Annotated in this window: 20 protein-coding genes, 1 pseudogene and 1 other annotated feature; of the genes and pseudogenes, 16 read left to right on the top strand and 5 right to left on the bottom strand. The window is 30.7% G+C overall.

The window, feature by feature from the left end; translation table 11 throughout:
- The first annotated feature begins 120 nt into the window (after nucleotides 1–120).
- The 3 genes from ACFWTK_RS09865 to ACFWTK_RS09855 all read left to right on the top strand — a co-directional run bounded on the left by ACFWTK_RS09865 (nucleotide 121) and on the right by ACFWTK_RS09855 (nucleotide 4224).
- A complete protein-coding gene (locus tag ACFWTK_RS09865) occupies nucleotides 121–1464 on the top strand; it encodes a glycosyltransferase family 2 protein (RefSeq protein WP_415875846.1) in 1344 nt (447 codons plus the stop codon).
- Between the two features lie 206 nt (nucleotides 1465–1670).
- Nucleotides 1671–1886: a binding site (T-box leader), on the top strand.
- A 146-nt stretch (nucleotides 1887–2032) separates the two neighbouring features.
- A complete protein-coding gene (gene argS / locus ACFWTK_RS09860) occupies nucleotides 2033–3724 on the top strand; it encodes an arginine--tRNA ligase (protein ID WP_415875845.1) in 1692 nt (563 codons plus the stop codon).
- 113 nt (nucleotides 3725–3837) lie between these two features.
- On the top strand, nucleotides 3838–4224 hold the full coding sequence (locus ACFWTK_RS09855; RefSeq protein ID WP_415875844.1) for a CBS domain-containing protein: 387 nt from the start codon (nucleotides 3838–3840) through the stop codon (nucleotides 4222–4224).
- A 12-nt stretch (nucleotides 4225–4236) separates the two neighbouring features.
- On the opposite strand, the gene ACFWTK_RS09850 is transcribed toward ACFWTK_RS09855, so the two are convergent.
- The 3 genes from ACFWTK_RS09850 to ACFWTK_RS09840 are packed head-to-tail and all read right to left on the bottom strand — an operon-like array spanning nucleotide 4237 to nucleotide 6438.
- The gene (locus ACFWTK_RS09850) at nucleotides 4237–4389 is read right to left on the bottom strand and encodes a FeoB-associated Cys-rich membrane protein (protein WP_415875843.1); all 153 of its coding nucleotides are present in this window, start codon (nucleotides 4387–4389) and stop codon (nucleotides 4237–4239) included.
- Nucleotides 4390–4436: 47 nt separating this feature from the next.
- Nucleotides 4437–6212 carry a ferrous iron transport protein B gene (feoB, locus tag ACFWTK_RS09845; protein WP_415875842.1) on the bottom strand — a complete coding sequence of 592 codons (1776 nt, stop codon included), beginning with the start codon at nucleotides 6210–6212 and terminating at the stop codon, nucleotides 4437–4439.
- Nucleotide 6213: 1 nt separating this feature from the next.
- On the bottom strand, nucleotides 6214–6438 hold the full coding sequence (locus ACFWTK_RS09840; RefSeq protein ID WP_415875841.1) for a FeoA family protein: 225 nt from the start codon (nucleotides 6436–6438) through the stop codon (nucleotides 6214–6216).
- 228 nt (nucleotides 6439–6666) lie between these two features.
- On the opposite strand from ACFWTK_RS09840, the gene ACFWTK_RS09835 reads away from it, so the two are divergent.
- The 13 genes and pseudogenes from ACFWTK_RS09835 (at nucleotide 6667) to ACFWTK_RS09775 (ending at nucleotide 22771) form a co-directional block, all read left to right on the top strand.
- Nucleotides 6667–7335, top strand: a complete 669-nt coding sequence (locus ACFWTK_RS09835) for a ribonuclease H-like domain-containing protein (RefSeq protein WP_415875840.1) — start codon at nucleotides 6667–6669, stop codon at nucleotides 7333–7335.
- 355 nt (nucleotides 7336–7690) lie between these two features.
- Nucleotides 7691–8476, top strand: a complete 786-nt coding sequence (locus ACFWTK_RS09830; RefSeq protein ID WP_415875839.1) for a GspE/PulE family protein — start codon at nucleotides 7691–7693, stop codon at nucleotides 8474–8476.
- 77 nt (nucleotides 8477–8553) lie between these two features.
- Nucleotides 8554–8892, top strand: a complete 339-nt coding sequence (locus ACFWTK_RS09825) for a hypothetical protein (RefSeq protein WP_415875838.1) — start codon at nucleotides 8554–8556, stop codon at nucleotides 8890–8892.
- Nucleotides 8893–8950: 58 nt separating this feature from the next.
- On the top strand, nucleotides 8951–9706 hold the full coding sequence (locus ACFWTK_RS09820) for a prepilin peptidase (protein WP_415875837.1): 756 nt from the start codon (nucleotides 8951–8953) through the stop codon (nucleotides 9704–9706).
- A 212-nt stretch (nucleotides 9707–9918) separates the two neighbouring features.
- The gene (locus tag ACFWTK_RS09815) at nucleotides 9919–10617 is read left to right on the top strand and encodes a FadR/GntR family transcriptional regulator (RefSeq protein WP_415875836.1); all 699 of its coding nucleotides are present in this window, start codon (nucleotides 9919–9921) and stop codon (nucleotides 10615–10617) included.
- Between the two features lie 641 nt (nucleotides 10618–11258).
- A complete protein-coding gene (locus ACFWTK_RS09810) occupies nucleotides 11259–12047 on the top strand; it encodes an electron transfer flavoprotein subunit beta/FixA family protein (protein ID WP_415875835.1) in 789 nt (262 codons plus the stop codon).
- Nucleotides 12048–12092: 45 nt separating this feature from the next.
- A complete protein-coding gene (locus ACFWTK_RS09805) occupies nucleotides 12093–13313 on the top strand; it encodes an electron transfer flavoprotein subunit alpha/FixB family protein (protein ID WP_415875834.1) in 1221 nt (406 codons plus the stop codon).
- Nucleotides 13314–13424: 111 nt separating this feature from the next.
- Nucleotides 13425–14825 carry an FAD-binding oxidoreductase gene (locus ACFWTK_RS09800; RefSeq protein WP_415875833.1) on the top strand — a complete coding sequence of 467 codons (1401 nt, stop codon included), beginning with the start codon at nucleotides 13425–13427 and terminating at the stop codon, nucleotides 14823–14825.
- A 361-nt stretch (nucleotides 14826–15186) separates the two neighbouring features.
- A pseudogene (gene larC / locus ACFWTK_RS09795) lies at nucleotides 15187–16532 on the top strand (nickel pincer cofactor biosynthesis protein LarC).
- The gene (gene larE / locus ACFWTK_RS09790) at nucleotides 16525–17337 is read left to right on the top strand and encodes an ATP-dependent sacrificial sulfur transferase LarE (RefSeq protein ID WP_415875832.1); all 813 of its coding nucleotides are present in this window, start codon (nucleotides 16525–16527) and stop codon (nucleotides 17335–17337) included. Before larC ends, larE begins: the two are co-directional and overlap by 8 nt.
- 1 nt (nucleotide 17338) lies before the next feature.
- A complete protein-coding gene (gene larB, locus ACFWTK_RS09785; RefSeq protein WP_415875831.1) occupies nucleotides 17339–18085 on the top strand; it encodes a nickel pincer cofactor biosynthesis protein LarB in 747 nt (248 codons plus the stop codon).
- 99 nt (nucleotides 18086–18184) lie between these two features.
- Nucleotides 18185–20785, top strand: a complete 2601-nt coding sequence (locus tag ACFWTK_RS09780; RefSeq protein WP_415875830.1) for an Ig-like domain-containing protein — start codon at nucleotides 18185–18187, stop codon at nucleotides 20783–20785.
- A gap of 114 nt (nucleotides 20786–20899) precedes the next feature.
- Entirely contained in the window at nucleotides 20900–22771 is a 1872-nt protein-coding gene (locus ACFWTK_RS09775) for an O-antigen ligase family protein (protein ID WP_415875829.1), read from the top strand.
- Between the two features lie 10 nt (nucleotides 22772–22781).
- On the opposite strand, the gene gltX is transcribed toward ACFWTK_RS09775, so the two are convergent.
- Together gltX and ACFWTK_RS09765 are read right to left on the bottom strand one after the other, a co-directional pair.
- Nucleotides 22782–24254, bottom strand: coding sequence for a glutamate--tRNA ligase (gene gltX, locus ACFWTK_RS09770; protein WP_415875828.1), 1473 nt, complete (start codon nucleotides 24252–24254; stop codon nucleotides 22782–22784).
- 117 nt (nucleotides 24255–24371) lie between these two features.
- The gene (locus ACFWTK_RS09765) at nucleotides 24372–25031 is read right to left on the bottom strand and encodes an ABC-2 transporter permease (RefSeq protein ID WP_273092977.1); all 660 of its coding nucleotides are present in this window, start codon (nucleotides 25029–25031) and stop codon (nucleotides 24372–24374) included.
- Nucleotides 25032–25039: the final 8 nt, after the last annotated feature.

Genomic DNA, 25039 nt, shown 5'->3' with positions numbered 1-25039 from the left:
CAAATTTCCTTATGAAGATAATGTATTTATCAATATAGCCGCATTCGTTGATATAAAATATATGGAATCACTGATCTAATTAATATACTTTACTATTTTAAAAGAAGGGAAATATATGATATGTATATAAATACGAATCTAAAGAAAAATTTAAAGCATAAAAAAAAGCTATATATAGCTGTACCAACAAAGTTCTTAATAAGCCACATTTTTTCATTTATTTGGACAAGCTTCTCTATATATATTTCTATAGATTGGGTTAAAGATTTCTCACAAATAGTGCCATTACATGCTGCTATTATAATTATTGCAGGAATAGCATACATACCTGGTTATATCAATGCCTTTTTAGTTATAAGTTTGCTGCTGGATAGACAGCCAGCTTTTAAAAACTTATATCCCACAGACGAGATTACTATTCTTATTGCAGCAAGAAATGAGGCAGATAAAATAGAGAATACTATTAAGTATATTGCTAAACAAGATTACACTGGTCAATATAAGGTTATTGTAATTGATAATGGTTCTACAGATGCTACTGCATCTATTGCTATAGAAGCAGGAGAAAGATTTAATGTTTATGTATCAGTTATTAGAGAGGACAATCCAGGTAAGTTTATAGCTCTAAATACTGGTATTAAACATGTTGATACAGAGTATATTATTACTTTAGACGCAGATACGCTTTTGCATAAATCTGCATTGAGATATCTGGTAGCGCGAATTAAAAGTGCTCCTAATGACATTTCTGCAGTAGCAGGTTCTGTTCTTGTGCGTAATAGTAGAGATAGTTTAATTACAAAAGTTCAGGAATGGGATTACTTTCTTGCAATTGCATCTATTAAAAGATTGCAAGGATTATATCAAGGAACTCTTGTTGCACAAGGTGCTTATAGTATATATAAAACCAAAAATATTAAAGAGATAGGAGGATGGCCAGATGCAATAGGTGAGGATATTGTTTTAACATGGACTATGTTAAGCAAGGGCTGGAAAATATATTTTGAACCTTTAGCAGTTGCTTTCACTGATGTTCCAACTGACTTATATGCATTCTCAAGACAGCGTTCTAGGTGGGCAAGAGGAATGATTGAAGCTTTAAAATTAATAAAGCCATGGCATCAACCATATGCGTATACTAAATATCTAACAGGTATAAACTTCATAATGCCATATATTGATTTTGCATATACTTTCTGTTGGATACCAGGATTAGTCCTAGCTTTATTCGGTATATATTGGATAGTAGGTCCAATGACATTGCTTGTTCTTCCACTAACTCTATTAAGCTATACATTACTGTATATATACCAAAAACATGTATTTAAAAGCTTAAATCTAAAGATTAGAAAGAATTATTTGGGATTTTTTATATTCATATTATTTTATCAAATGATTATGTCTCCAATTTCAGTATTAGGATATTTGCAAGAATTCTTTAAATTGAAAAGGGTATGGGAATAATAAATCGGGGACGGTTCTCAAATTTTCATACAATAACCTATGAAAATTTGAGAACCGTCCCCAACTTTTTAAAAGATCAATTATAAATGAACTTTTACTTGACAAATAAAAAAATGTAATAATATAATATGATGTAAATAACAATGATTATATTTTAAAAAATTAGAGATTTAATTTTAATATAATTTCAAAAACAATCTTATAAAGCAATTTCGGTGAAAAGAAGAGTATCCTTTTAAAAAGCTTTTAGCGAGCGGGAAGTGGTGGAAGCCCCGTAGAAGTTTAATTGGAGAAAAGAGCCTTGGAGAAGCTGCTAAGTTATATTAATTATAATATAATGAGGTAAGCCGTTAACTGCGTTAAAGTTTCAAGTGGACTTAATAGTCAACTAGAGTGGTACCGCGGATATGCCCGTCTCTGTTTTTATAATAGAGACGGGCTTTTTTGCACAATATAATGAAAAATGCTGTGCATTTTTCATTAAAATGCTTTGCCGTGCTTCGGCGGCTAAAAAGAAGTAAATTAAAAAATAAAGAAATTATATATAAATAAGTGGGAGGAAGAAACATTGAATTACAAAAAAATAGTTGCAGAGAGAATAAAAGAAAATGTTGATTTAGAATTAAATACTATAGAGGGACTTATTGAAATACCTCCAAAGCCTGAAATGGGTGATTATGCTTTCCCATGTTTTCAGTTAGCAAAGACTTTCAGAAAGGCTCCAAATATGATAGCAGCAGAATTAAGCGAAAAGATAAATAAGGAAGGTTTTGAAAAGGTTGAAGCCTTAGGACCATATCTAAACTTCTTTATGGATAAAGGCGCTTTTGCAGAAGCTGCCTTGAACAGAATATTAGAAGAAAAAGATAAGTATGGTTCTTCAAATTATGGAGAAGGAAAAAATGTAACAATAGATTATTCTTCACCTAATATAGCTAAGCCATTTCATGTGGGACATTTATTTAGTACAGCTATAGGAAATGCCTTGTATAGAATGTTAAGCTTTGAAGGATATAATTCTATTGCAATAAATCATCTTGGAGACTGGGGAACTCAATTTGGAAAGCTAATATCAGCTTATAAAAGATGGGCAGACGAAGAAGCATTAGAAAAAGAGCCTATAAAAGAGCTTTTAAGAATCTATGTTAAGTTTCATGAGGAAGCTGAGAAAGATCCATCTATTGAAGATGAAGGAAGAATGCACTTTAAAAATTTAGAAGATGGGTGTGAGGAAGAAGTAGCTCTTTGGAAAAAGTTTAAGACACAAAGCTTAAAAGAATTTGAAAAGGTATATGAAGCTCTTGGGGTTAAATTTGATTCCTATGCAGGGGAGAGCTTCTACAATGATAAAATGGATGCTGTAGTAAAGGAATTAGAAGAGAAAAATCTTCTTGTGGAGAGCAATGGAGCTAAGGTTGTAATGCTTGAAGAAGAAAATATGCCGCCATGTATCATTTTAAAGGCAGATGGAGCTACAATATATGCTACTCGTGATTTAGCTGCAGCAATATACAGAAAAAAAACCTATGATTTCTACAAAAATATATATGTAGTTGGTTCACCTCAAGCACTACACTTTAAACAAGTATTCAAAACTCTAGAAAAAATGGGATATGAATGGGCTAAAGATTGCGAGCACGTAGGTTTTGGTCTTGTGAAGTTTGCAGATAGGAAGTTATCAACAAGAAAGGGAGAAGTCATTTTCCTTGAGGACTTGCTAAACGAAGCTGTATCTAAAACTCTAGAAATTATAAATGAAAAGAATCCAGACCTTGAAAACAAGGAAGAGGTTGCTAAAAAAGTTGGGATAGGTGCTGTTATATTCACTTATCTAAAAAATAGAAGAGAAAAGGATATAATATTTAGTTGGGATGAAATGCTTAACTTTGAAGGAGAGACTGGTCCATATGTTCAATATACTTATGCAAGAGGAAAGAGCATATTAAGACGTGCAGGAGAAGTTGAGGGAGATATTAATTATGCAGCTTTAAACTCTCCAGAAGAGTTTGAGCTTGTAAAAGCACTTTCTGGATTACAAGAAGCAGTGTTAGGTGCTATAGCTAAGTTAGAGCCTTCAATGCTTACAAGATATATAATTGATGTTGCTAAAGCGTTTAATAAATTCTATAACGCTCACAACATTATGGCTACAGAAGATAAAGCTGTTAAGAATGCAAGACTAAAAATGGTAGAAGCAGCATGCCAAGTAATTAAAAATGGACTTAACCTTATTGGAATTGAGGTAGTGGAAAAGATGTAATAGTTCATTTTCGAAGTTCGCCCTCCTTATAGAAAAGTTTAAAATATTATTCGTAGAAATATTTTACAGGTAAGTATAAGATGATATAATTATTTTAAGGAGGTGTACTTCATATGAAAATAAGAGATATAATGCATCACCAAGTTATAATGTTAAATCCTGAGGATACAGTAAAAAAGGCTTTGCATGTGATGAATGAGAATAAAATAAACGGGGCACCAGTTGTAGATAAATATAGAAAATTACAAGGAATTGTGGTAAAGGCAGATATATATAGATTCTTGATTGAAGAAGGACACTATGACACTTATCCTATTTCTAATATAATGACAAAAGATGTTGTAACTGCTGATATTGATGAAGATATAGTAGACGTAGCTCAAAAGATTATAGAAAATGATATTGTAGCAATACCAATTTTAGAAGATAAAAAAGTTGTAGGCTTGGTATCTATGGAAAATATAATTGAACACTTTATAGAACTAAATAAAAGAAGGTAGATATTTTATTATCTACCTTCTTTTATCTTTATCTTTATATAATGGGCAGTGAGAAGAACAGCTGCCGCAGTCACATCCTCCACCAGAGGCTTTCTTTTTTATATTTTTAACGAGAATATAAATTGCAAAACCTGCAATGGCTGCTGTTATTATTATTTCTAACATATAATCACTCCTTAATATACGGAAACCACAATTTTTAAAACTATGGATTACCCTATAATCAATGAACCTAAATTATAAACTATAAATGAAGCTATCCAAGCCAGTACTAATTGATATATTATAGAGAAGGACATCATCTTGCTTCCGTATTCCTTCTTCATTGTAGCCACAGCTGTTATGCAAGGAGTATATAAAAGTACAAATACTAAGAAAGCATAAGCTGATATAGGATTAAAGTGTTGAAGAAGTATAGTTTGAAGATCATTTCCGAATATAACTCCCATAGTACTTACAACAACTTCTTTAGCCATAAATCCAGTTAGAAGTGACATGGAAGTTTCCCAAGATCCAAAGCCAAGTGGCTTAAATATTGGTGCTATTGCTTTACCAATTGATGCAAACAAGCTGTCGTTAATCTCCACCATTCCAGTAAAGTTGAAGTTAGATAAGAACCAAACTACAACTGATATTGATAAAATAATAGTTCCTGCTTTCTTTAAAAAGCCTTTACCTTTATCCCAGGTGTGTATAGCAAGGCTTTTCCACTCAGGAAGTTTATATTCAGGAAGCTCAATTATGAAAGGCTCTTCATCTTTTTTAAATATTGTATTTTTAAATAAAAGACCTATTAAAAATGCAATAACTACACCTAGAACGTAAAGAGAAAATACTACTAGTGTTTCTTTTCCAGGGAAAAAGATAGGTGCAAATAAAGCGTAAACGGGAAGTCTTGCATTGCATGACATAAGCGGTACAAGTAGTGCAGCAAGCTTTCTATCTTTTTCACTTTCAAGAGTTCTAGCTGACATTATAGCAGGTACAGAACAACCAAATCCAACTACCATTGGTATGAATGCTTTACCTGAAAGACCCATTTTTCTCATAAGTTTATCCATTAAAAGGGCAGCTCGTGCCATATATCCGCTGTCTTCAAGAAAAGATATTCCAAGGAATAGTGCTAAAATTATAGGAAGGAAAACTATAATGGAGCCAACCCCTCCAACTATCCCATCAACAATAAGAGACCTAAACCAAGGACTGCTATTTGCTAGCAAAGCATCTAATTTTGGCATTAGTTGTTCGTTTAATCCTAAATCTAAAAGATCAGCTAAAGGCTGTCCAACCCAACTAAAAGTAAATTTAAATATTAAATACATGATTCCTAAAAATATTGGATAAGCAGCGAATTTATTCAAAAGTATATTATCTATTTTATCTTTAGTACTTATTCCATTCTTTGAAGAATGAGTTATACATTTACTTAGCAATTTTTCAATATATGAATAGGTTTCTTTTTCATCCTTAAAATTTTGATATTTAAAATCATTATCAATAGCCAACTCTGAAACATCTATATTCAAAAGCAAATCTCTAACCTTATCTAAACCTTTCCCCTTTGAAGCTGAAATAGGAATAAGTTTAATTCCAAGTTCCTTTGAGAGTTTATTAAAATCTATATTTATGCCTTTATCCTCAGCTACGTCAATCATATTAAGGATCATTATAATTGGTTTATTAAATTGTTTTAACTGAGTAGTAAGGTATAGATTTCTGTCTAAATTAGAAGCATCTACTATGTTTACTATTAAATCTGCTTCATCACTTAATAAAAAGTTTTTAGCTACCTTTTCTTCATTAGAATAGGTATCCATAGCATAAATTCCAGGAAGATCAACTATTTTTATAGATTTATCTAAAAAACCTTCCTTTTTCTCTACAGTAACTCCAGCCCAGTTTCCAACATATTGATTAGATCCTGTTAAAGCATTAAATAAAGTGGTTTTACCTACATTTGGGTTTCCAACTAATGCTATTGTCCTCATCTTAATCCTCCCTTATCTTAATGTTAGCAGCATCCTTTTTTCTTATTGCTAGATCAAAACCTCTAACATTTATGATAATAGGATCTCCCAAAGGTGCCTTATTTTTTAAAGTTACTTTAGTTCCTTCGATACATCCTAAAGCTAACAAACGTTTTGAAAGTTTTTCATCTCCCATTATATTTTTAATAAAACCATCTTGTCCTGGTCTTAAATCAACTATACTCATTATGTCTCCCCCCTATGTAATTCTGAAAATCATTCTCAATTAAAATATAACACCAATGAGAAGAAATGTCAATACCTAAGGAAGACTTGTTTCAATAAGCTGTGGCTATTCCTAAAATAAAGTAAGTTATTGGGAGTTCACAAACTACGAAAATTGTGAGATAATAAAAAGATAAAACTGGGTAAATAATATATAATAAGATTTGTTTGACTAGAAAGAAGTGGTAAATTGATTAAAAGAGAGAATACTATAAAGGTGGAAGAACATTCAAAGGAAAATAACTTAGACATTGATGGTAAAATAGATATATATAAGGATGCTATATTTTTTGACTTAGAGCATTATTTATATAAGAAGCCAATATGCATAGGAGTTTTTGGATGCTGTTATTATGATGAAAAGAGCAATGAACTTAAGGTTACTCAGTACATGATTGAAAATAAAAAGGATGCTTTGAAAATATTAAATCTTTCTGTAGATTATTTTAAAGAAATGTATGGTAAATACAATAAAAGATATATAATTACATTTTCTGGCAATAATGATTTTACAGTTATTGAATATTTATACAAGAAAAATAATATAGATTTTAATTTAGATGATTACTTTATAAAGATAGATCTTCAAAGAGAGTACGAAAAATTGATGGGATCCAATATAGGACTTAAAAATTTAGAAAAGGTATTTGATATACAAAGAGAAAGTGAGCTTATAAGCGGTTCTAATTTGTCAAAAACCTTCTGCAAGGTTATGAAGGATTTTGACTACATGAATAGAATGCCAGAAGAAAAGAGACAAAGAATACTATTATATAATGAGCAGGATGTAGCAAGTCTTTTTAGAATATATGTAGATTGGAAAAAGTTTTTGAAAAAGGAAATAAAAAATGAAAATTAGATAAGTATAACATAAGCGGTTACTCATAAAGAGTGCCGTTTTTTTTATAAGGATATATAAGAATTTTTTATATAGGATATTAACAATAAGACTAGGGTGAAATTTACTATTAGAGAAATGTACTATAATGTCGGAAATATATTTATCTATTTAAAAATACGTAAACAATAACTGTGAAAATTTAATTAAATTTAAAATGAAATTAAAGTATGGTAAAATATAAAATTAAATCAAAAATATACAAAAAAATCTGTATATCAATTGGAAAGTTAGGATAATTATAGTATAATTGTTGTATAATTAAATCGATTAAGTATTCTTAACTTGATACTAATGAAAACTGGGAGTAATTAATATGAACACAGTTAATAAAAAAAGATTAGGAGATTTATTAGTTGAAGGAGGAAAAATAACTAAAGAACAGCTTAAGGCTGAGCTGGAAAAGCAAAGAGTTACTGGAATTAAACTTGGAGAACTCTTAATTAAGGACAAGCTTGTAAGCGAAGAGGACATATTAGATGTACTAGAATTCCAGCTGGGAATACAGAGAGTGTATTTGGATATGATACAGCTGGATAAAAATGCTGTGAGAGCTATACCTGAATCTTTAGCTTTAAAATATAAATTAATAGCTATTGGATTTGAAGAAAATAAAATTAAAGTTGCTATGTCAGATCCTTTAAATGTTTTTGCTGTAGATGATGTTTATATAGCTACAGGGAAGAGTGTTATACCTTATATAGCCTCTAAAACAAACATTGAAAAGGCTATAGATAGATACTATTCCAGCGAATACGTTGAAAAGGCGGCAGAAGAATTGACAAAATCCAGCATAAAAGAAGAAGTGAAAGAGGAAATAGAAGAGCTGGATGATGTAAAAAATGCGCCGGTTGTAAAGCTTATAGACTCTGTGATAAAAAATGCGGTTAAGGCTAAAGCGAGTGATATACATATAGAGCCCTTCGAAAATTATGTAAAGATAAGATATAGAATAGATGGGATGCTTCAGGAGGTTTTAAGGGCGCCAAAGGAAACATCGGCATCACTGTCTGCTCGTATAAAAATTATGGCAAGCCTTGATATAGCAGAAAAAAGGATTCCACAGGATGGAAGAATAATTACTAAAATAAATGAAAATTAACCTTAAAGAATAAGGTTGATAGTCTTGAAATAGGAGGGGCTACCAATATTGGAGATGGCATCAGAACAGCAAAAGCTATGCTGGATAAGCGTACTTCAGTAAAAGAAAAGTATATAATTCTTATGACAGATGGAGTGCCTACTGCTTATAGCAGAGATAAAAATGGTAAAAAAAGATACTATGAATATTTAGATGATTATTTTGGAACAACAATTAATAGCAGTATAAATCATGATGCTGCAAGCTCTATCTTATATACTTATAATGGGGACACATATATAATCTATAATGGGGTTCAAAATACCACCGATGCAGAGGCTTTGAGTTATGCTAAAAATGTAGTAGACAACATGATAAAGGATGATGATAGTGTTAAACAATTTATAAAAGTTGTTCCACTGCCAAAATTAAATTAAATTGCTAAGGAGCTTGGTAACTCAAGCTCCTTTTAGATAAAATTTTCGAGGTGAAAAAATGAACAGTATAATTATTTTTATTTTCGGACTTCTCCTAGGTAGTTTTTTAAATGTGTGTATATATCGAATACCGCGTGAAGAATCAATCTCCTATCCGCCTTCACATTGTACAAATTGTAAAAACAGAATAAAGCCTTATGACTTAATTCCAGTTATAAGTTATGTATTATTAAAAGGGAAATGCAGATACTGTAATGAGAAGATTTCTATAAGATATCCTTTAATAGAGCTGTTCACTGGAATTATATTTATTGGCATATATACAAAGTATGGTTTAAGTATAGAATTCGTAAAATTTGCTGTACTATCTTGCTTTTTAATTGTTATAGGAATTATAGATTATGATACTACAGATATATATAACAGCACTATAATATGGGGAGGAGTATTTGGTGTTATATTTTTAGTGATAGATATTTATTTAAAGCTTCCTATAAAAACTTATTTATTAGGAGCACTAATTGGAGGAGGTTTTATCTCTATAATAATTCTTTTATCAGGAGGCATGGGATGGGGGGATGCTGAAATTTGCGCTGTTTGCGGATTATATTTAGGCATTAAACTTACTATTTTAACCTTGTTTTTATCTGTAATAATAGGAGGAGTTGTGGGAGGAATACTTATACTGTTAAAAAAGAAAAGTCGTAAAGACTATATACCTTTTGGACCATTTATAGTAAGTGCAGTAATGATCGTAATGTTTTTGGGGGAAAGAGCATTAGAATGGTATTTCAATATTTTACTATTTAAGTAAATGACATAATAATATATAATAAAAATATATTTTTTATAATTGTTTTGCTAAAACTTATGTGATTTTAGGTCATGAAGATGACCTTTGTATTGTAATGTAAAATTATCTGGATTAATGAAGCTTATATTATTGACTAATTAGTATAAATAATTGTATAATAGCAATGTTTGCTTAAGTTTTAATACACAAAAAATGGAGATGAGAAAAAGGGTATGTTTACTCCTATAAAAAATACAAAGGTATATGAACAGGTTATAATTCAAATAAAGTCAATGATAAAGGACGGAACTCTTAAAAGAGGAGATAAGCTTCCATCAGAAAGAGAATTAGTAGAACAGTTAGGTGTTAGCAGAGCATCTATAAGAGAAGCCTTAAGGGCTTTAGAAATGATTGGTTTAGTAGAGTGTAAGCAAGGAGAGGGAAATTTTATAGCAAGTGCTTTTCAGGACACTTTATTCGAACCTCTTTCTATAATGTTTATGCTAAATGAATGCAAAGTACAGGAGATATTTGATCTTAGGAAAATAATAGAAGTAGAAACTGTAGCACTTGCATCAAAGGAAGTAACTGAAGAAGAATTGCAACATATGGAAGAACTATTACAATCAATGAGAACTTGTGATGATGAGGATGAAAGAGTAAAAATTGATATGAAGTTCCATTACAAAATCGCTCAGGCTTCTAGAAACTTTTTAATAGTAAGCATATTAAATGCTGTTGCTAGTCTTATGGATTCTTTTATAAAGGATGCAAGAAAAAATATTATAAATAATCAGCATAAAGATGTTATAGATGAACAACATGAGAGTATATTACAGGCTCTAAAAAATGGAGATCCAGAAGAAGCTACAGAAGCTATGAGAAAACATATGGAGCTAATAAATGAAAACTTAATTAAACAGCTTAGATAGAAATAGGATGAGTTAGAGAAAGGACAAGTTATAATTTAGTAAGTCACAATGTTAATTTAGAGTTTTTGCTTAAGCAAAAGCTCTTTTTTTTAATTTAGAAGTAGGAACTGATGTTACTAAATTTTTAATATTTTTATTAGTTGAACATACTAACTAATATAGTTTTTCTAACTTGATTTTATAGTATTGTTAAAAAAATAACTATATTTTCAAAAATGTGATTGAAAAAGCAAAAAAATGAAAAAAAAATTTTTGAGAAAACATGACGTAAGGTGTAGAATTATGACAACGATTTCAAAAAAAACTTTGGATGGATTTGTTAATAAAATAACTATTGTAGAAATAATCTGATAATTATGATACTATAAAATCAAAGGAAAGATGGTCATACCAATTCGGAAGACTTAGTTTAGTGGGGGGAAAATAATTATGCATGCTTCGTTTTTATAGAACTTGTTCCTATGAAAGCACAGCACAGCAGTTATACCAGTACATATGACATACTTTAGCTCATCCTTATTTATATTATAAAGTTTGAAAATAATAAGCAGAATTAATTTTCTGTTTATTAAAAAATATATTGGTATGACGACTTACCATAAACCAGTTTATTTATAAAATATAGAATGGGGGATTAAGACATGGAAATATTGGTTTGTATTAAACAAGTTCCAGGAACAACAAAGGTTGAAGTTGATCCAGTTACAGGAGTTTTAAAAAGAGATGGTATAGATTCTAAGATGAATCCATATGATCTTTATGCTTTAGAAAGCGCATTTAGAATTAGAGAAGAAAAAGGTGGAAAAGTTAATGTAATAAGCATGGGACCACCTCAAGCAATGGATATTATAAGAGAAGCATTCATGATGGGAGCAGATGAAGGAGCATTACTTTCAGACAGAAAATTTGGTGGCGCAGATGTATTAGCTACAGCTTATACATTATCACAAGGAGTAAGAATGACAGGAAATCCTGATCTTATCATCTGTGGAAAACAAACAACAGATGGAGATACAGCTCAAGTTGGACCAGAAATAGCAGAATATTTAGGAATTCCACATGTAGCTAATGTAAGAGAAATTATAGAAGTTAAAGACGATTCAATAACTGTTGAAATGGATATGGCCGAGACAGTAGAAATCCAGGAAATTAAATATCCTTGTCTTATAACAGTTGAAAAGGATATCTATACTCCAAGACTTCCATCCTATAAGAAAAAATTAGATACTAAGGATAGAGAAATAAAAGTATTTAGCTTAGCTGACTTAAAAGATAAGAACGAAAAGAATTATGGATTAAATGGTTCAGCAACTCAGGTTGAGAGAATATTTCCACCAGAATCAAACACTGATAAGGAAATGTGGGAAGGGAACGGCGAAGAACTTACTGAGAGACTTTTTGCTAAATTAAAGGAACTTAAATTCGCATAGTAGAGCCTAGAAAAAGTTGGTTACTAAAAAGTTGGGGGGATTTAAATGGGAAAGTTATTGGTTCATGAAGATAAATTAAACAAAGAAGTTATAGAAGAATTAGTGAAAGTATGTCCATTTGGTGCATTAACAGAAAGCAATGGTAAATTAGAAATAACAGCAGCATGTAAAATGTGTAGACTTTGTGTAAAAAAAGGACCTGCAGGAGTAATGGAGTACGTGGAAGAAGAGGAAGGTCCTAAGGTAGACAAGAGCTTATGGAATGGAATCACAGTATATGTTGACCACGTAGAAGGAGAAATTCACCCTGTAACTCTTGAGCTTATAGGAAAAGGAAGAGAGCTTGCAGCTAAGATAAATCATCCAGTTTATGCTTTATTTATTGGACATAACATTAAAGACAAGGCTGAAAAATTATTGCATTACGGTGTTGATGAAGTATTTGTATACGATTATGAAGAGCTTAAAGATTTTAGAATCGAACCATATACAGCAGCTTTTGAAGATTTTATAAACAAAGTTAAGCCTTCATCAATATTAGTTGGAGCTACAACAGTAGGTAGATCTCTTGCACCAAGAGTTGCAGCAAGATTTAAGACTGGACTTACAGCAGATTGTACAATCCTTGATATGAAGGAGAACACAGACTTAGTTCAAATAAGACCAGCTTTTGGCGGTAATATAATGGCACAAATTATAACAAGTAACAATAGACCTCAATTCGCTACTGTAAGATATAAAATTTTCTCAGCTCCAGAAAGAAGTGAGGCAACTAAGGGTAAGGTTACACTATGTGAGATGCCAAAAGATAAGTTCAAATCAGGAATAGAAGTTCTTAAGGTAACAAAGAAGGAAAAAGAAGTAAGTATATCAGATGCAGAAGTAATTGTAGCAGCAGGTAGAGGAGTAAAATCAGAAAAAGATATGCAGCTTGTTTATGACTTAGCAGATGCATTAGGAGCACAAGTTGCTGGAACAAGACCACTTGTTGAAGCAGGTTGGATAGACGCAAAAAGACAAATAGGTCTTAGTGGAAGAACAGTAAAGCCAAAACTTATAATCACCCTTGGAATCCAAGGCTCAGTACAATTTGTAGCTGGTATGAATAATTCAGAAACTATCGTGGCAATAAATAATGATCCAGATGCTTCCATATTCAATGTTGCTCACTATGGAATAGTTGGTGACATTTATGAAATAGTTCCAAAACTTATTGAAAAAATCAAAGACGGTGAAGATCTATCAGAAGTAGCAGCAACAAAATAATAAGATAAGTTTAAAGCGTAAAGTTTAAAAATATAGTAAGTTAAAATTATAGGCTAGGAGCATTAGGAACAAAGTGTTAGGTACTAAAAAAGGTTCGGGGGGTTTTTAATTATGAGTCAATATAAAAAGGTAGATAATAAAGATGTAGAATTTTTAAAGTCAGTTGTTGGTGAAGATAAGGTTTTATATGGAGATGAAATTAGTGAGGATTACAGCCATGATGAATTAGGGGGAATAAGCAATTATCCTGAAGCATTGGTTAGGGTTCACAAAACAGAAGAAATTTCAAAAATAATGAAATATGCTTACGAAAATACAATTCCTGTAGTTGTTAGAGGTTCAGGTACAGGTCTTGTTGGAGCATCAGTTCCTCTACATGGTGGAATAATGCTAGAAACAACAGAAATGAACAACATTTTAGAAATAGATGAAGAAAACTTAACATTAACTTTAGAGCCAGGCGTTCTTTTAATGGAGATTGGTAAATACGTAGAGGAATTTGATCTTTTCTACCCACCAGATCCAGGTGAAAAGAGTGCTACAATTGGTGGAAACATCAGTACAAATGCAGGTGGTATGAGAGCTGTTAAATACGGAGTTACAAGAGATTACGTACGTGGTCTTGAAGTAGTTCTTCCAAATGGTGATGTTCTTGAACTTGGTGGAAAGGTTGTTAAAAATAGTTCAGGCTACAGTTTAAAAGATTTAATCGTAGGTTCAGAAGGAACTTTAGGAATAATAACAAAGGCTGTATTGAGATTATTACCACTTCCTAAAAAATCTATAAGCTTACTTATACCATTTAAGGATATAGATACTGCTATTGAAATGGTTCCTAAGATAATAAAATCAAAAGCAGTTCCAACTGCTATAGAATTCATGCAAAGAGAAGTTATACTTAGTGCTGAAGAGTTCTTAGGAAAGAAATTCCCAGATAATTCATCAGATGCATATCTTCTATTAACATTTGATGGAAACAGCACAGCTCAAGTAGAAGCTGATTATGAAACAGTTGCAGACCTTTGCTTAGCTGAAGGTGCACTTGATGTATTCATAGTTGATACAGATGAAAGAAAAGAATCTGTATGGTCAGCTAGAGGAGCTTTCCTTGAAGCAATTAAAGCATCAACAAGCGATATGGATGAGTGTGACGTTGTTGTTCCAAGAAATGAAGTTGCAAACTTTATTAAATATACTAAGGAATTAGAAAAACAATTCAACGTTAGAATTCCAAGCTTTGGACACGCTGGAGATGGAAACCTACACGTTTACATCTGCAAAGATGATTTAAGCGATGAAGAATGGGAAAAGAAATTAAAAGAAGTATTCGAGTGCATGTACAAGAAATCAGAAGAATTAAGAGGACTTGTATCAGGAGAGCACGGAATAGGATATGCTAAAAAAGAATATATGTTCCATCAATATGGAGAAAGCTATATGAATATAATGAAAGGCATAAAACAAGCCTTCGACCCTAAGAATATTCTAAACCCAGGAAAGGTTTGCCAATAGAGAATTAAAAGGGTCATAACACAAATTTTAAGTTTAAATTAGAGGGGTCAGACTACAATGTTTAATAAAATGTAGTCTGGCCTCATTTGTTATTTATATAGTATCAGAATGAGAATATGTTATTTGTCTATCTCATTATGAGAAAACTTTTTCTCATAATGAGATAGAATTAATAGATATTTATCTGTAAAACTAGATAAATAGTATGTTTTTTTATTGGCATAGAAAGTGCTAAATAAGGTATAATATGTTTAACATGCAATAATAAGATATGAACAATATGAAATAATAAGATATGTAAAGCTTTTTATGAAACACAATATTAAAATGGTAATTATAGCATAGGATGGGAGAGGGAAATATGAAAGTACTTTATTATGACTGTTTTGCAGGAATAAGTGGAGATATGAATTTAGGAGCTATGATAGACCTTGGTGTAGACAAGGATTTTTTGATAAAGGAGCTTTCTAAATTAAAGATAGACAGTGAGTTTGAAATAAAGGTTGGAAAAGAGAGTAGAAAAGGAATTGAAGGCACAAAGGTAGATGTAATTCTAAGACATAATGATGAAATATGTTGTGACGAAGAGCATGGACAAACTAAAACTCATCATGAACATACCCATGAAGAGGGACATACTCATGAGCACTCACAAGATCATATTCATAATCATTCACATGATCACCATGATGAACATAGTCATTGTCATAGTCACGACCATGTTCATAGAAATCTACATCATATTGAAGAAATAATAAATTCAAGTGAACTTAATGATAATGTAAAAAAAATAAGCTTAAATATGTTTAGAAAAGTAGCTGAAGCAGAAGCAAAAGTTCATGGGAAACCGCTTTATGAAGTACACTTTCATGAGGTAGGAGCTGTAGATTCTATAGTAGATATAGTAGGAGCTGCTGTATGTTTAGATTACTTAAAAGTGGATAAGGTTATGGCATCTTCAGTAGAGCTTGGTGGAGGATTTGTAAAATGCGCTCATGGACTTATTCCAGTTCCAGCACCTGCTACAGTAGAAATACTTAAAGGAATACCAGTAAAAACAGGAATAGTACCTTTTGAAACAACAACTCCAACAGGAGCTGCAATTTTAGCTTCCTCTGTGGATGAATTTTCAGATATGAAAGATTTCACTATTGAAAAGATAGGATACGGAGTAGGAGGCAGGGATACAGAAATTCCAAATGTATTAAGAGTATATTTAGGTAAAAAAAAACTGATGAATTACATATAGATACGGAGGATAAAGATGAAGCCTATGTTTTAGAGTGCAACATTGATGATATGAATCCAGAAATATACGAATATATTATAGAAAGACTTTTTAATAAAGGGGCTTTAGATGTATATAGAATTCCTATTCTTATGAAAAAGGAAAGATTAGGTGTTATACTAAGTGTGCTTTGTAGAAAAGAGAATAAAGAAGATATAAAGGAGATAATTTTTAAAGAAACAACTACTTTAGGAATTAGAGAATATAAAATCAGTAGAACGAAGCTAAAAAGAGAATTCCAAACTGTGGACACCATTTATGGAAAGGTATCTGTTAAAAAGGCTTATTATAAAGGCGAGCTAATAAAATCAAAGCCAGAATATGAGGATTGTAGAAAGCTTGCAGAAGATAATGGTGAGCCTATTAAAAACATATATGACGAAGTATTGAAGAATATGGGAGGCGTAATAAATGAATAATCAAAAGTATTTAAATCTTATTAATTATTTAAAGGATTTAGGAAGCGTAGTAGTAGCTTTTTCAGGAGGAGTGGATAGCACATTCTTACTCAAAGCTGCAAAGGAAGCTTTAGGAGATAAAGCTGCGGCGCTTACAGTAGTGTCTCCTTATATACCTAAATGGGAGATAGAAGAAGCAAAAGAGTTAGTAAAGGAAATAGGAATAAGACATGAGTTTTTAGAGGTTCCTGTTATAATAGATGAAATTAAGTTTAATCCAGAAGACAGATGCTATCTATGCAAAACAGCTGTGTTTACTATGGTAAAGAAATTTGCAAATAAAAATGGATACAATTATGTAGTGGATGGAACAAATGCTGATGATATAAATGACTATAGACCAGGATTAAGAGCATTAAAGGAGCTTGAAATTAAAAGCCCACTTCTTGAAAATAAATTAAGCAAAAATGAAATAAGAGAGTTATCAAAGGAACTTAACTTGCCAACATGGAATAAACCTCCTTATGCCTGCCTTTTATCAAGAATTCCTTATGGAACCGAGCTTAAGGTAGAAGAATTTGAGAAAATAGAAAGGTCAGAAAAGTATCTAATGGATAAAGGTTTTAGAGCAGTTCGTGTAAGATGCCACGGAGATTTAGCTAGAATTGAAGTTCCAAGAGAAGATATACCTAGACTATTTGATATTAACTTAATGGATGAAATTTCTTCAAAGCTAAAAGAGTTTGGGTTTAAGTATGTATCATTAGATATGCAAGGATATAGGACAGGAAGCCTTAACCTTAATATAGAAGAAAAGGAGAATTAGAATGAATTCTGAGGATATAAGAGCACTTTTAGAAGGAGTAAAAAGTGGCAGCGTTTCAATAAATGATGCTGCAAGTAAGCTTCAAGATTTACCTTATAAGGAGTTAGGCTACGCCAAGATTGATAATCATAGAGAAATAAGAGTAGGATATCCTGAGGTTATATATTGTGCAGGAAAGACAGTTGAGCAGGTAAAAGGTATTGTAGAATTTATGAATACAAAAGATAATAATATCCTAGGAACTAGAGCTACAAAAGAAATGTATGAAGCGGTAAAGGAAATATGTAAAGAAGCAGAGTATAATGAGCTTGCAAGAACTATTACTGTAAAGAAAAAGGATGTTTCTAAAACAGACACTTATATTGCTGTAGTTACAGCAGGTACTTCAGATTTACCTGTAGCAGAAGAAGCAGCAATTACAGCTGAAATTTTTGGAAATAGAGTTGAAAGAATCAATGATGTGGGAGTTGCAGGAATACACAGGTTATTCAGTAAATTAGATATAATTAGAGGAGCAAAGGTTGTAGTTGCTGTAGCTGGTATGGAAGGTGCTCTTGCCAGCGTTATAGGAGGTTTAGTTGATAAACCTGTTATTGCAGTACCAACTAGTGTTGGATATGGAGCTAACTTTGGTGGGTTATCAGCTCTTTTATCTATGCTAAACAGCTGTGCAAGTGGTACAAGTGTTGTAAATATAGATAACGGATTTGGAGCTGGATACCTAGCTAGTATGATAAACCAACTTTAAAGTTATAAAGTTGGTTTAGTAATACTAGTTTTTCTTAAAGTTTTACATAAGTTGTAGTATAATGAATACAATGAATATTATAATATTGGAGGAAATAATATGAAAAATAAAAGGATTATTGGTCTTGTATTGGTGTATTTTTTTATACTCACGCTTTTACCGATGGGATTTTTAAGTAAAGAAGTACAAGCTATAGAGGATTATAAAAAATATGATAGCAGTTCTACTAAAATAGCCAATAAATATAATATTGAAGGGAAAATACTTAAACTAAAGCAATATGAGGACTATACATTAGCTCTTACTGGAGATTCTCTTTATTTTATACAGGATGGAAAAGCTAAGAAATACAATTTAGGCAAGATAGATATTTTTCCTAGTACAAATATTGAAAGAAGTGGAAAGTACATATATTTAACTCCATATAGAACAAACTCTATGTATAAATTATTGACCATAGACAGCGAAAAGTTCACAGGAGAATCTAATTTTGTAAATGAGTATATTTCATTTAATGATACAACTAACAATAAACTCCAAGAAGTAATAATAGACAGCAGCAAAAACAAGTGGTTTTCAGTGTACAATTCCGCTGAGGGAATATATAATCTCTTAAAAGTAGAAAATACTGAAGGTGTTGCTGAGAAAAGCGTTCGTACTCTTAAAGTAAGTAAAAGTTTTAATTATGATGATGCTTTTACGGATTTAAAATCAGATTCAAATGAAGGAATTTGGTTTAAGGTTACAGAAAATGATTCCAAAACTAAAAAGTATATGCTTACTAGAATATATAAAGATGATACAGATAAAACCTATACCTTTGACGATGATATTGTGAACTATGTCATAGGTAATGATGACAGTGTATGGGTCATTCATAAAGATAAGATTGTACACGTGGCTGAATCGGGAAAGGTTTTAAAGGAGTTTAAGGGAACTAATTTAAAGGATATAGAAAAAGATGTTAAAGGAAATGTATGGGTTTTAGATGGAGATAAAATTGAAGAAATAGTTTATGATGAAATCAAAGAAAAATATACAGTATCAAAGGATAGTAAAGAATTCAGTATAGAAGATGAAAATAATATTGCTGTAAGAAATACTAGAGGCTTTACTCTTATAAGTAAAGGAGAAATGGAAGATACTATTGTAGGTAGTTATGTCTCAAATTCAGCAGTAGTTTTAAAAGATAAGATTTCAGATGTTAGAATAATAAGTGATAATTATAATTATGATGAAGATTATAAAAACAGTGATGATGTGCTTTTAGAAGTAACTTTAAAGAATAATAAGTTCAATATAGAAAACAATACTGGATCTAAATTTAAAAGTTACATTAGTGCAGTAATTTATAACGATGAAGTATATTTTGTATGTGATGACATAGTTTATAAGTTAAAAGATAACTCTATTGAGGAGTATGTGAAATTAAATAATGAAGAAGGTTATATGAACTATACTTCTTCTATAACTTTTGATGATAATGGATACTTATACGCTGTAGGCGAAGAAAAGCTTTATGTAGTGGACAAGGATAAGAAGGTAGAAGAAATAGAATTATCAAAGCTTCATTCTTATGATGATGTAATTTATAATAAGTTAATAAAGGACAAAAATGATGATGTTTATTTGATTACTAAAGCTCTTAATGGAGTAAAGTTGAATAAATTAAATGGAAGTCAGTATAGAGCAATAAATTATAGATCTCAAAATGGAGATGAGCCTATTAACATATTCTTAAATGAAAATGATGAGCTTGAATTTGTGTGTGGAGATAATTTATCTGGGTATAAGGTTTATAGACTAGATGAAAATCTTACACCTCAAGAGGATTTAAGATTCAGTGGTCAAGGTTCAAGTCTTACGGAAAACTATCCTGAAATAAGAAAACTAGAAGAGACAGGAGACGGAAAGTTAATATTATGGATAGGATATAATATGCTTTATGCAAAGGAAAAGAATTCAGATAAGTTTATTGGTCTTTATGATATAGAAGCAAATGATAATATAACTAGTATGGTTAGTGGTAATGATGGCAAGGTTTATATAGGAACTTATGAAAGTGGAGTGCTTTCCTATGGAATAGGTATAAATGATATACTCCCTTCAGATTACACAACTAAATCTTTAGAAGGTAAAGATTTAGTTTCAAAAAATAAGGAATGGAATATAAAATTTAACATGAAATTAGATGAAAATACTATTACAGAGGACAATATTACTGTGGTTGATAGTATGGGCAGAACTCAATCTGTAAAGGTTTCTTTAGGAGAAGATAATTCTTCAGTAAAATTGACTCCTAATCAGCCTTATGAAGATGGAGAGTCTTACTATATTATAGTAAAGGATAATGTAAAATCTTCTTCAGGCAAAAAATTACCTAAAGCTTTAGTAGCACAGTTTAAAGTAAATGAAGATAAACAAGATGATTTAAATGTTAAATTTGAAATCCTATCTCCAAGCAATCTAGACGGTAGACAGAAAAGTTTCATGGACGATATTATAAACAAATGGAAAGATGATTTTAAAGGTGAAGTTGGAAAAGTTACAGTAGGAAAAGTAAACTTATCCTCTGATACTGGTTTTACATCATTTAGTGCAGAAACAGTAGTTGAAAAGGATGGAAACAAGGTAAAAGAAACTCAAGATATAAGCTTAAATTGTAAAAAAGTAAATGGTGTATGGAGTATAACAAAATAGAATTGAAACGAAATTTAAAATAAACATGTTAGAATTCTAGCATGTTTATTTTAAATTATTAAAAAATTCATTATTAGTATAGGTAGTGTAAAAGCTTTAGGGAGTGTCTAAGAAATGAAAAGAAAAACAAGTAACTATCTTTTAGCAGCTGTACTAGTTCTTATGCCATATAATTTTGTAGGAGAAGGTTTTGGAGGGCTAGTTATTGTTTTGGCTGGAGGGATGTTTTTAATTCTAGACCATAATAAAAATAAAGCACATAATGTAAATAAAAAGTATGTATACTTGTTAATTGGTTTATTACTAACGGCAGTATTCTCAATGGTATTTAGTAAAGATATTCTATCTTCTTTAGAGGGACTTAGTATATACATAAGTGCTGTACTGTTTTATAAGATTTTTAGAGATAAAAAAGAAGAAGAGAAAGAGATAATAAGAGATATAGTTTATTTAATATGTATTTCTGCTGTAGTTTTTATAATTTATGAAGGTATTATTCTCAATAAAAGAGTAGGAGGAAACTTTAATTATCCTAATACCTATGGGTTAAGTTTAATTATAGGACTATATTTTAATTCTATTTTAGATAATAAAAGTATTTCTTGGGCAATTGAAAGTATACTAATTCTTGGAATAATTTACACAGGTTCAAGAAATTCTATGCTTTACTTGATAATTTACTTGTTTTTACATGTTTTTTATAACTTTAAACAATATGGTTTTACTACTCTTATATCTGTTTTTATGTCACTTCTCATATATATATGTCTGTCTAAGTTAGGAATAGGAGCTTTATTTTTAATACCAATTTTTATATATATAGTTTATTATGTGTTTAAAAGCAAAAAATTCAAAGTGAAAAACTATGGAGTCTTGATTATAGGAATTATTTCTATTGCATTAATACTTGGTGTAAAAAATAATTATATAACTAGATTAAAGAATATATCTTTTTACACTCCAGTACTTCAGGAGAGGCTGGTTTACTTTGAGGATGGTATAAAGAGCATACTAAAAAATCCTCTAGGACATGGCATAAATTCTTTTGAATATAGACAATATACGGAACAATCAGCCTTTTATGATGTAAGATATATTCATAATTCTGTGCTTCAAAGAGGATATGATATTGGTATATTAGGCATGATAATATTTATAGCTATAGGAATATATGGTACTTATGTATTATTTAAGAGTGAGAATAAGGATAAAAAGTATTATTTGCCCCTCCACTTAAGTATATTTTTTCATAGTCTTTTAGATTTCGATTTTGAATACCCAGCAATATTTATTTTTGTGGTAATGATCTTTAGCTTTGGAGAAGAAAATTTAAAATATGATATGACAAAAGGCAGAGATGAAAAGAAGTTTAAAGGAAAACTTAAAGGTAATGCATCAGCCTCAAAAGCTGGATTGGCGCCTAGGGTGACATATGTTTTTATAATTATATTTTCATTTTATTTAATTCTAATCAACTCTATAGACTTTATTGGCAGTAGATATGATGTCAATAAAGATTATAATATGGCAATTAGGGCTTATGACTTAGAAAGAAAAATAACTATAAAAACTCCAAGACCTTACTTAGCTTTATCTCAAGTATATAATGAAATATATATGGAATATGGAGAAAAGAGTTATTTGAAAAAATGCATTGATTGCTTAAAAGAAGGTGAGAAGATTAACCCCTATGATCCAAGAATAAAAGGGAACCTTGCTTTTAGTTATGAAAAGTTAAAAGACAATAAGAATGCTGTAAAATATTATGAAGAATTTTTAACCATACAGAGGTTTTATCCAGACATGTATGAGGTGTATTATAATTTTTTAATTTCACAATATAAAGTAATGGATAATGATATGTATAAGACTAAAATAGAAAGTCTAAAGCAATTGTATGAAAAAAATTATAAAGAACTAAATCCTAAAGCTAGATTTATGAAAAATCAATTAAAAATAGATAAAAAATTAGGGCTTAAAAATTAGCCCCAATTTTTTATCTATTTTTAAGTTTTTCTATACCAATTCTAATTCTTCTTAGAGATTCTTCTTTTCCAAGGATTTCTGCAAGTTCGAAAGCTCCACCTGGTGATGCTGGTAAACCTGATAGTGCAGTTCTTATAGGCCATAGAACCACTCCATTTTTAACTTCCATTTCAGCAATTAATTTAAATACTGCATCATGAAGAGATTCAAAAGTCCAATTCTCTAAGCCTTCAAGCACTGGAAGTACTCTTTCTAGAGTAACAAGAGAATTTTCAGCATTAGTTTTCATCTTTTTATGAGTATATAAGTCTATATCATAATCAGGTAATTCCTTAAAGAATGGAAGTTTTTCTGGAATGTCAGTTAAAACTTCAGTTCTTGTTTGAAGAAGTTCGCTTATCTTCATCATATCTAGTTTTGCCATGTCTTCATCTTGGAAAACTTCTTTGTAATATGGCATTGCAAGTTTATGGAACTCTTCAAGAGGAAGCTTTTTAATGTATTCTCCATTCATCCATCTTAGTTTAACTGTATCAAATATAGCAGGTGACTTATTAATATTTCTATAATCAAACTGCTTTACAAGTTCTTCTAAAGTAAAGATTTCTTGATCTGTTCCTGGATTCCATCCAAGAAGAGCGATAAAGTTTAATACTGCATCTTTAAGATATCCTTTTGCAAGTAAATCTTCAAAAGAAGCATCTCCATTTCTCTTACTTAGCTTGTTATGAGCATCCTTCATTATTGGAGGGCAGTGTATGTAAGTTGGAATGTCCCATCCAAAAGCATTATATAATCTGTTGTATTTTGGTGCAGAAGATAGGTATTCATTTCCGCGGACTACATGAGTGATTCCCATTAAGTGGTCATCAATAACATTAGCAAAATTGTATGTTGGAAGTCCGTCAGATTTTATAAGAATCATATCTTCAAGTTCAGAGTTATCTACAGAGATTTCTCCATAAATTTCATCTACGAAAGTTGTAACCCCTTCAGTAGGATTTTTTTGCCTTATAACATAAGGCATTCCGGAAGCTAATTTTTTTTCCACTTCTTCTTTTGAAAGATTTCTACAGTGCCCATCGTATTTAAATACCTTTTGATTAGGATCATCAGAATCTCCTTTTATAGAATCAAGTCTTTCTTTATCGCAGAAACAGTAGTAAGCTTCTCCTTTTTCAATTAACTTTTTAGCATATTCAAGGTAAATTCCACGTCTTTCGCTTTGAACGTAAGGACCTACAGGACCGCCTATATCTGGACCTTCATCATGAATTAGACCAGTCATTTTTAGAGTCTTAAATATTACATCAACAGCTCCTTCAACGTACCTTTCTTGGTCTGTATCCTCAATTCTTAATATAAACTTTCCGCCTTCATGTTTTGCTATTAAATAAGTGTAAAGGGCTGTTCTAAGATTGCCCACATGCATATAGCCAGTTGGACTAGGTGCAAATCTCGTTCTAACTTCCTTTGCTGACATTTTCTTCACTCCTATATATATATTTAAATGCCTTTCACCATTTGCTCTCTGATGAAAGGCATGAAAAGTCCTCTTTTAATCATATACCAAGGCATATTTTATGTCAATATTAGGCGGCTAAAATTCTTTGTTGCAGTAGATTTTTGAGGATATTGTCATTGATATAATCAAAACTATTAAAACTAAAATTGATGTAAAAAGTTGAAACTGATTTAAATGTCTAAAATCCATAATCCAATTGTAGAATTTTAATCCTATATTAGATTTAAGAAATTTTGTAATATAGCCGGGGATGACTAATAAAATTATATATAATATCATATTGATTATTCTAAATTTATTATATTCAAATTTATAATAAAGAGGATAGTATACTGAATAAAATATACCAAGCAAGTTAAAGGATAAAATGAAATCCCAAAAGGTTGCAGTTCGAACAGTTGCTTTTACTCCAAGTCTATTTAAAATAAGAGTAAATATGATTATAACACATGATACTATTAAAACGCGTAGAATAAGGGATAAATACTTTGCACGTACTATATCTTTTTTATTAATGGGCATGCTGTTTAATGCTATATTGATTTTATATTTTTCATCATAACCATTAGAATATAGGATAGATATATAAGATAGCATTACTATAGATAAAACATAAAGCATTCCAGGAAGGTGATCCATCTTAAGACCAAATGCGGATATCATGAGACTATATACTAAAAGGAATATATTATACCTTTTGCCAAGCTTAAAATCCTTTAAAACTAGATTTAACATTAATACTC

The sequence above is a fragment of the Clostridium sp. genome, assembly GCF_047777555.1.
Taxonomy (GTDB): domain Bacteria; phylum Bacillota; class Clostridia; order Clostridiales; family Clostridiaceae; genus Clostridium_H.
Note: the sequence above shows the minus strand (reverse complement) of the source record. Positions and strands in the feature narration are given on the sequence as shown.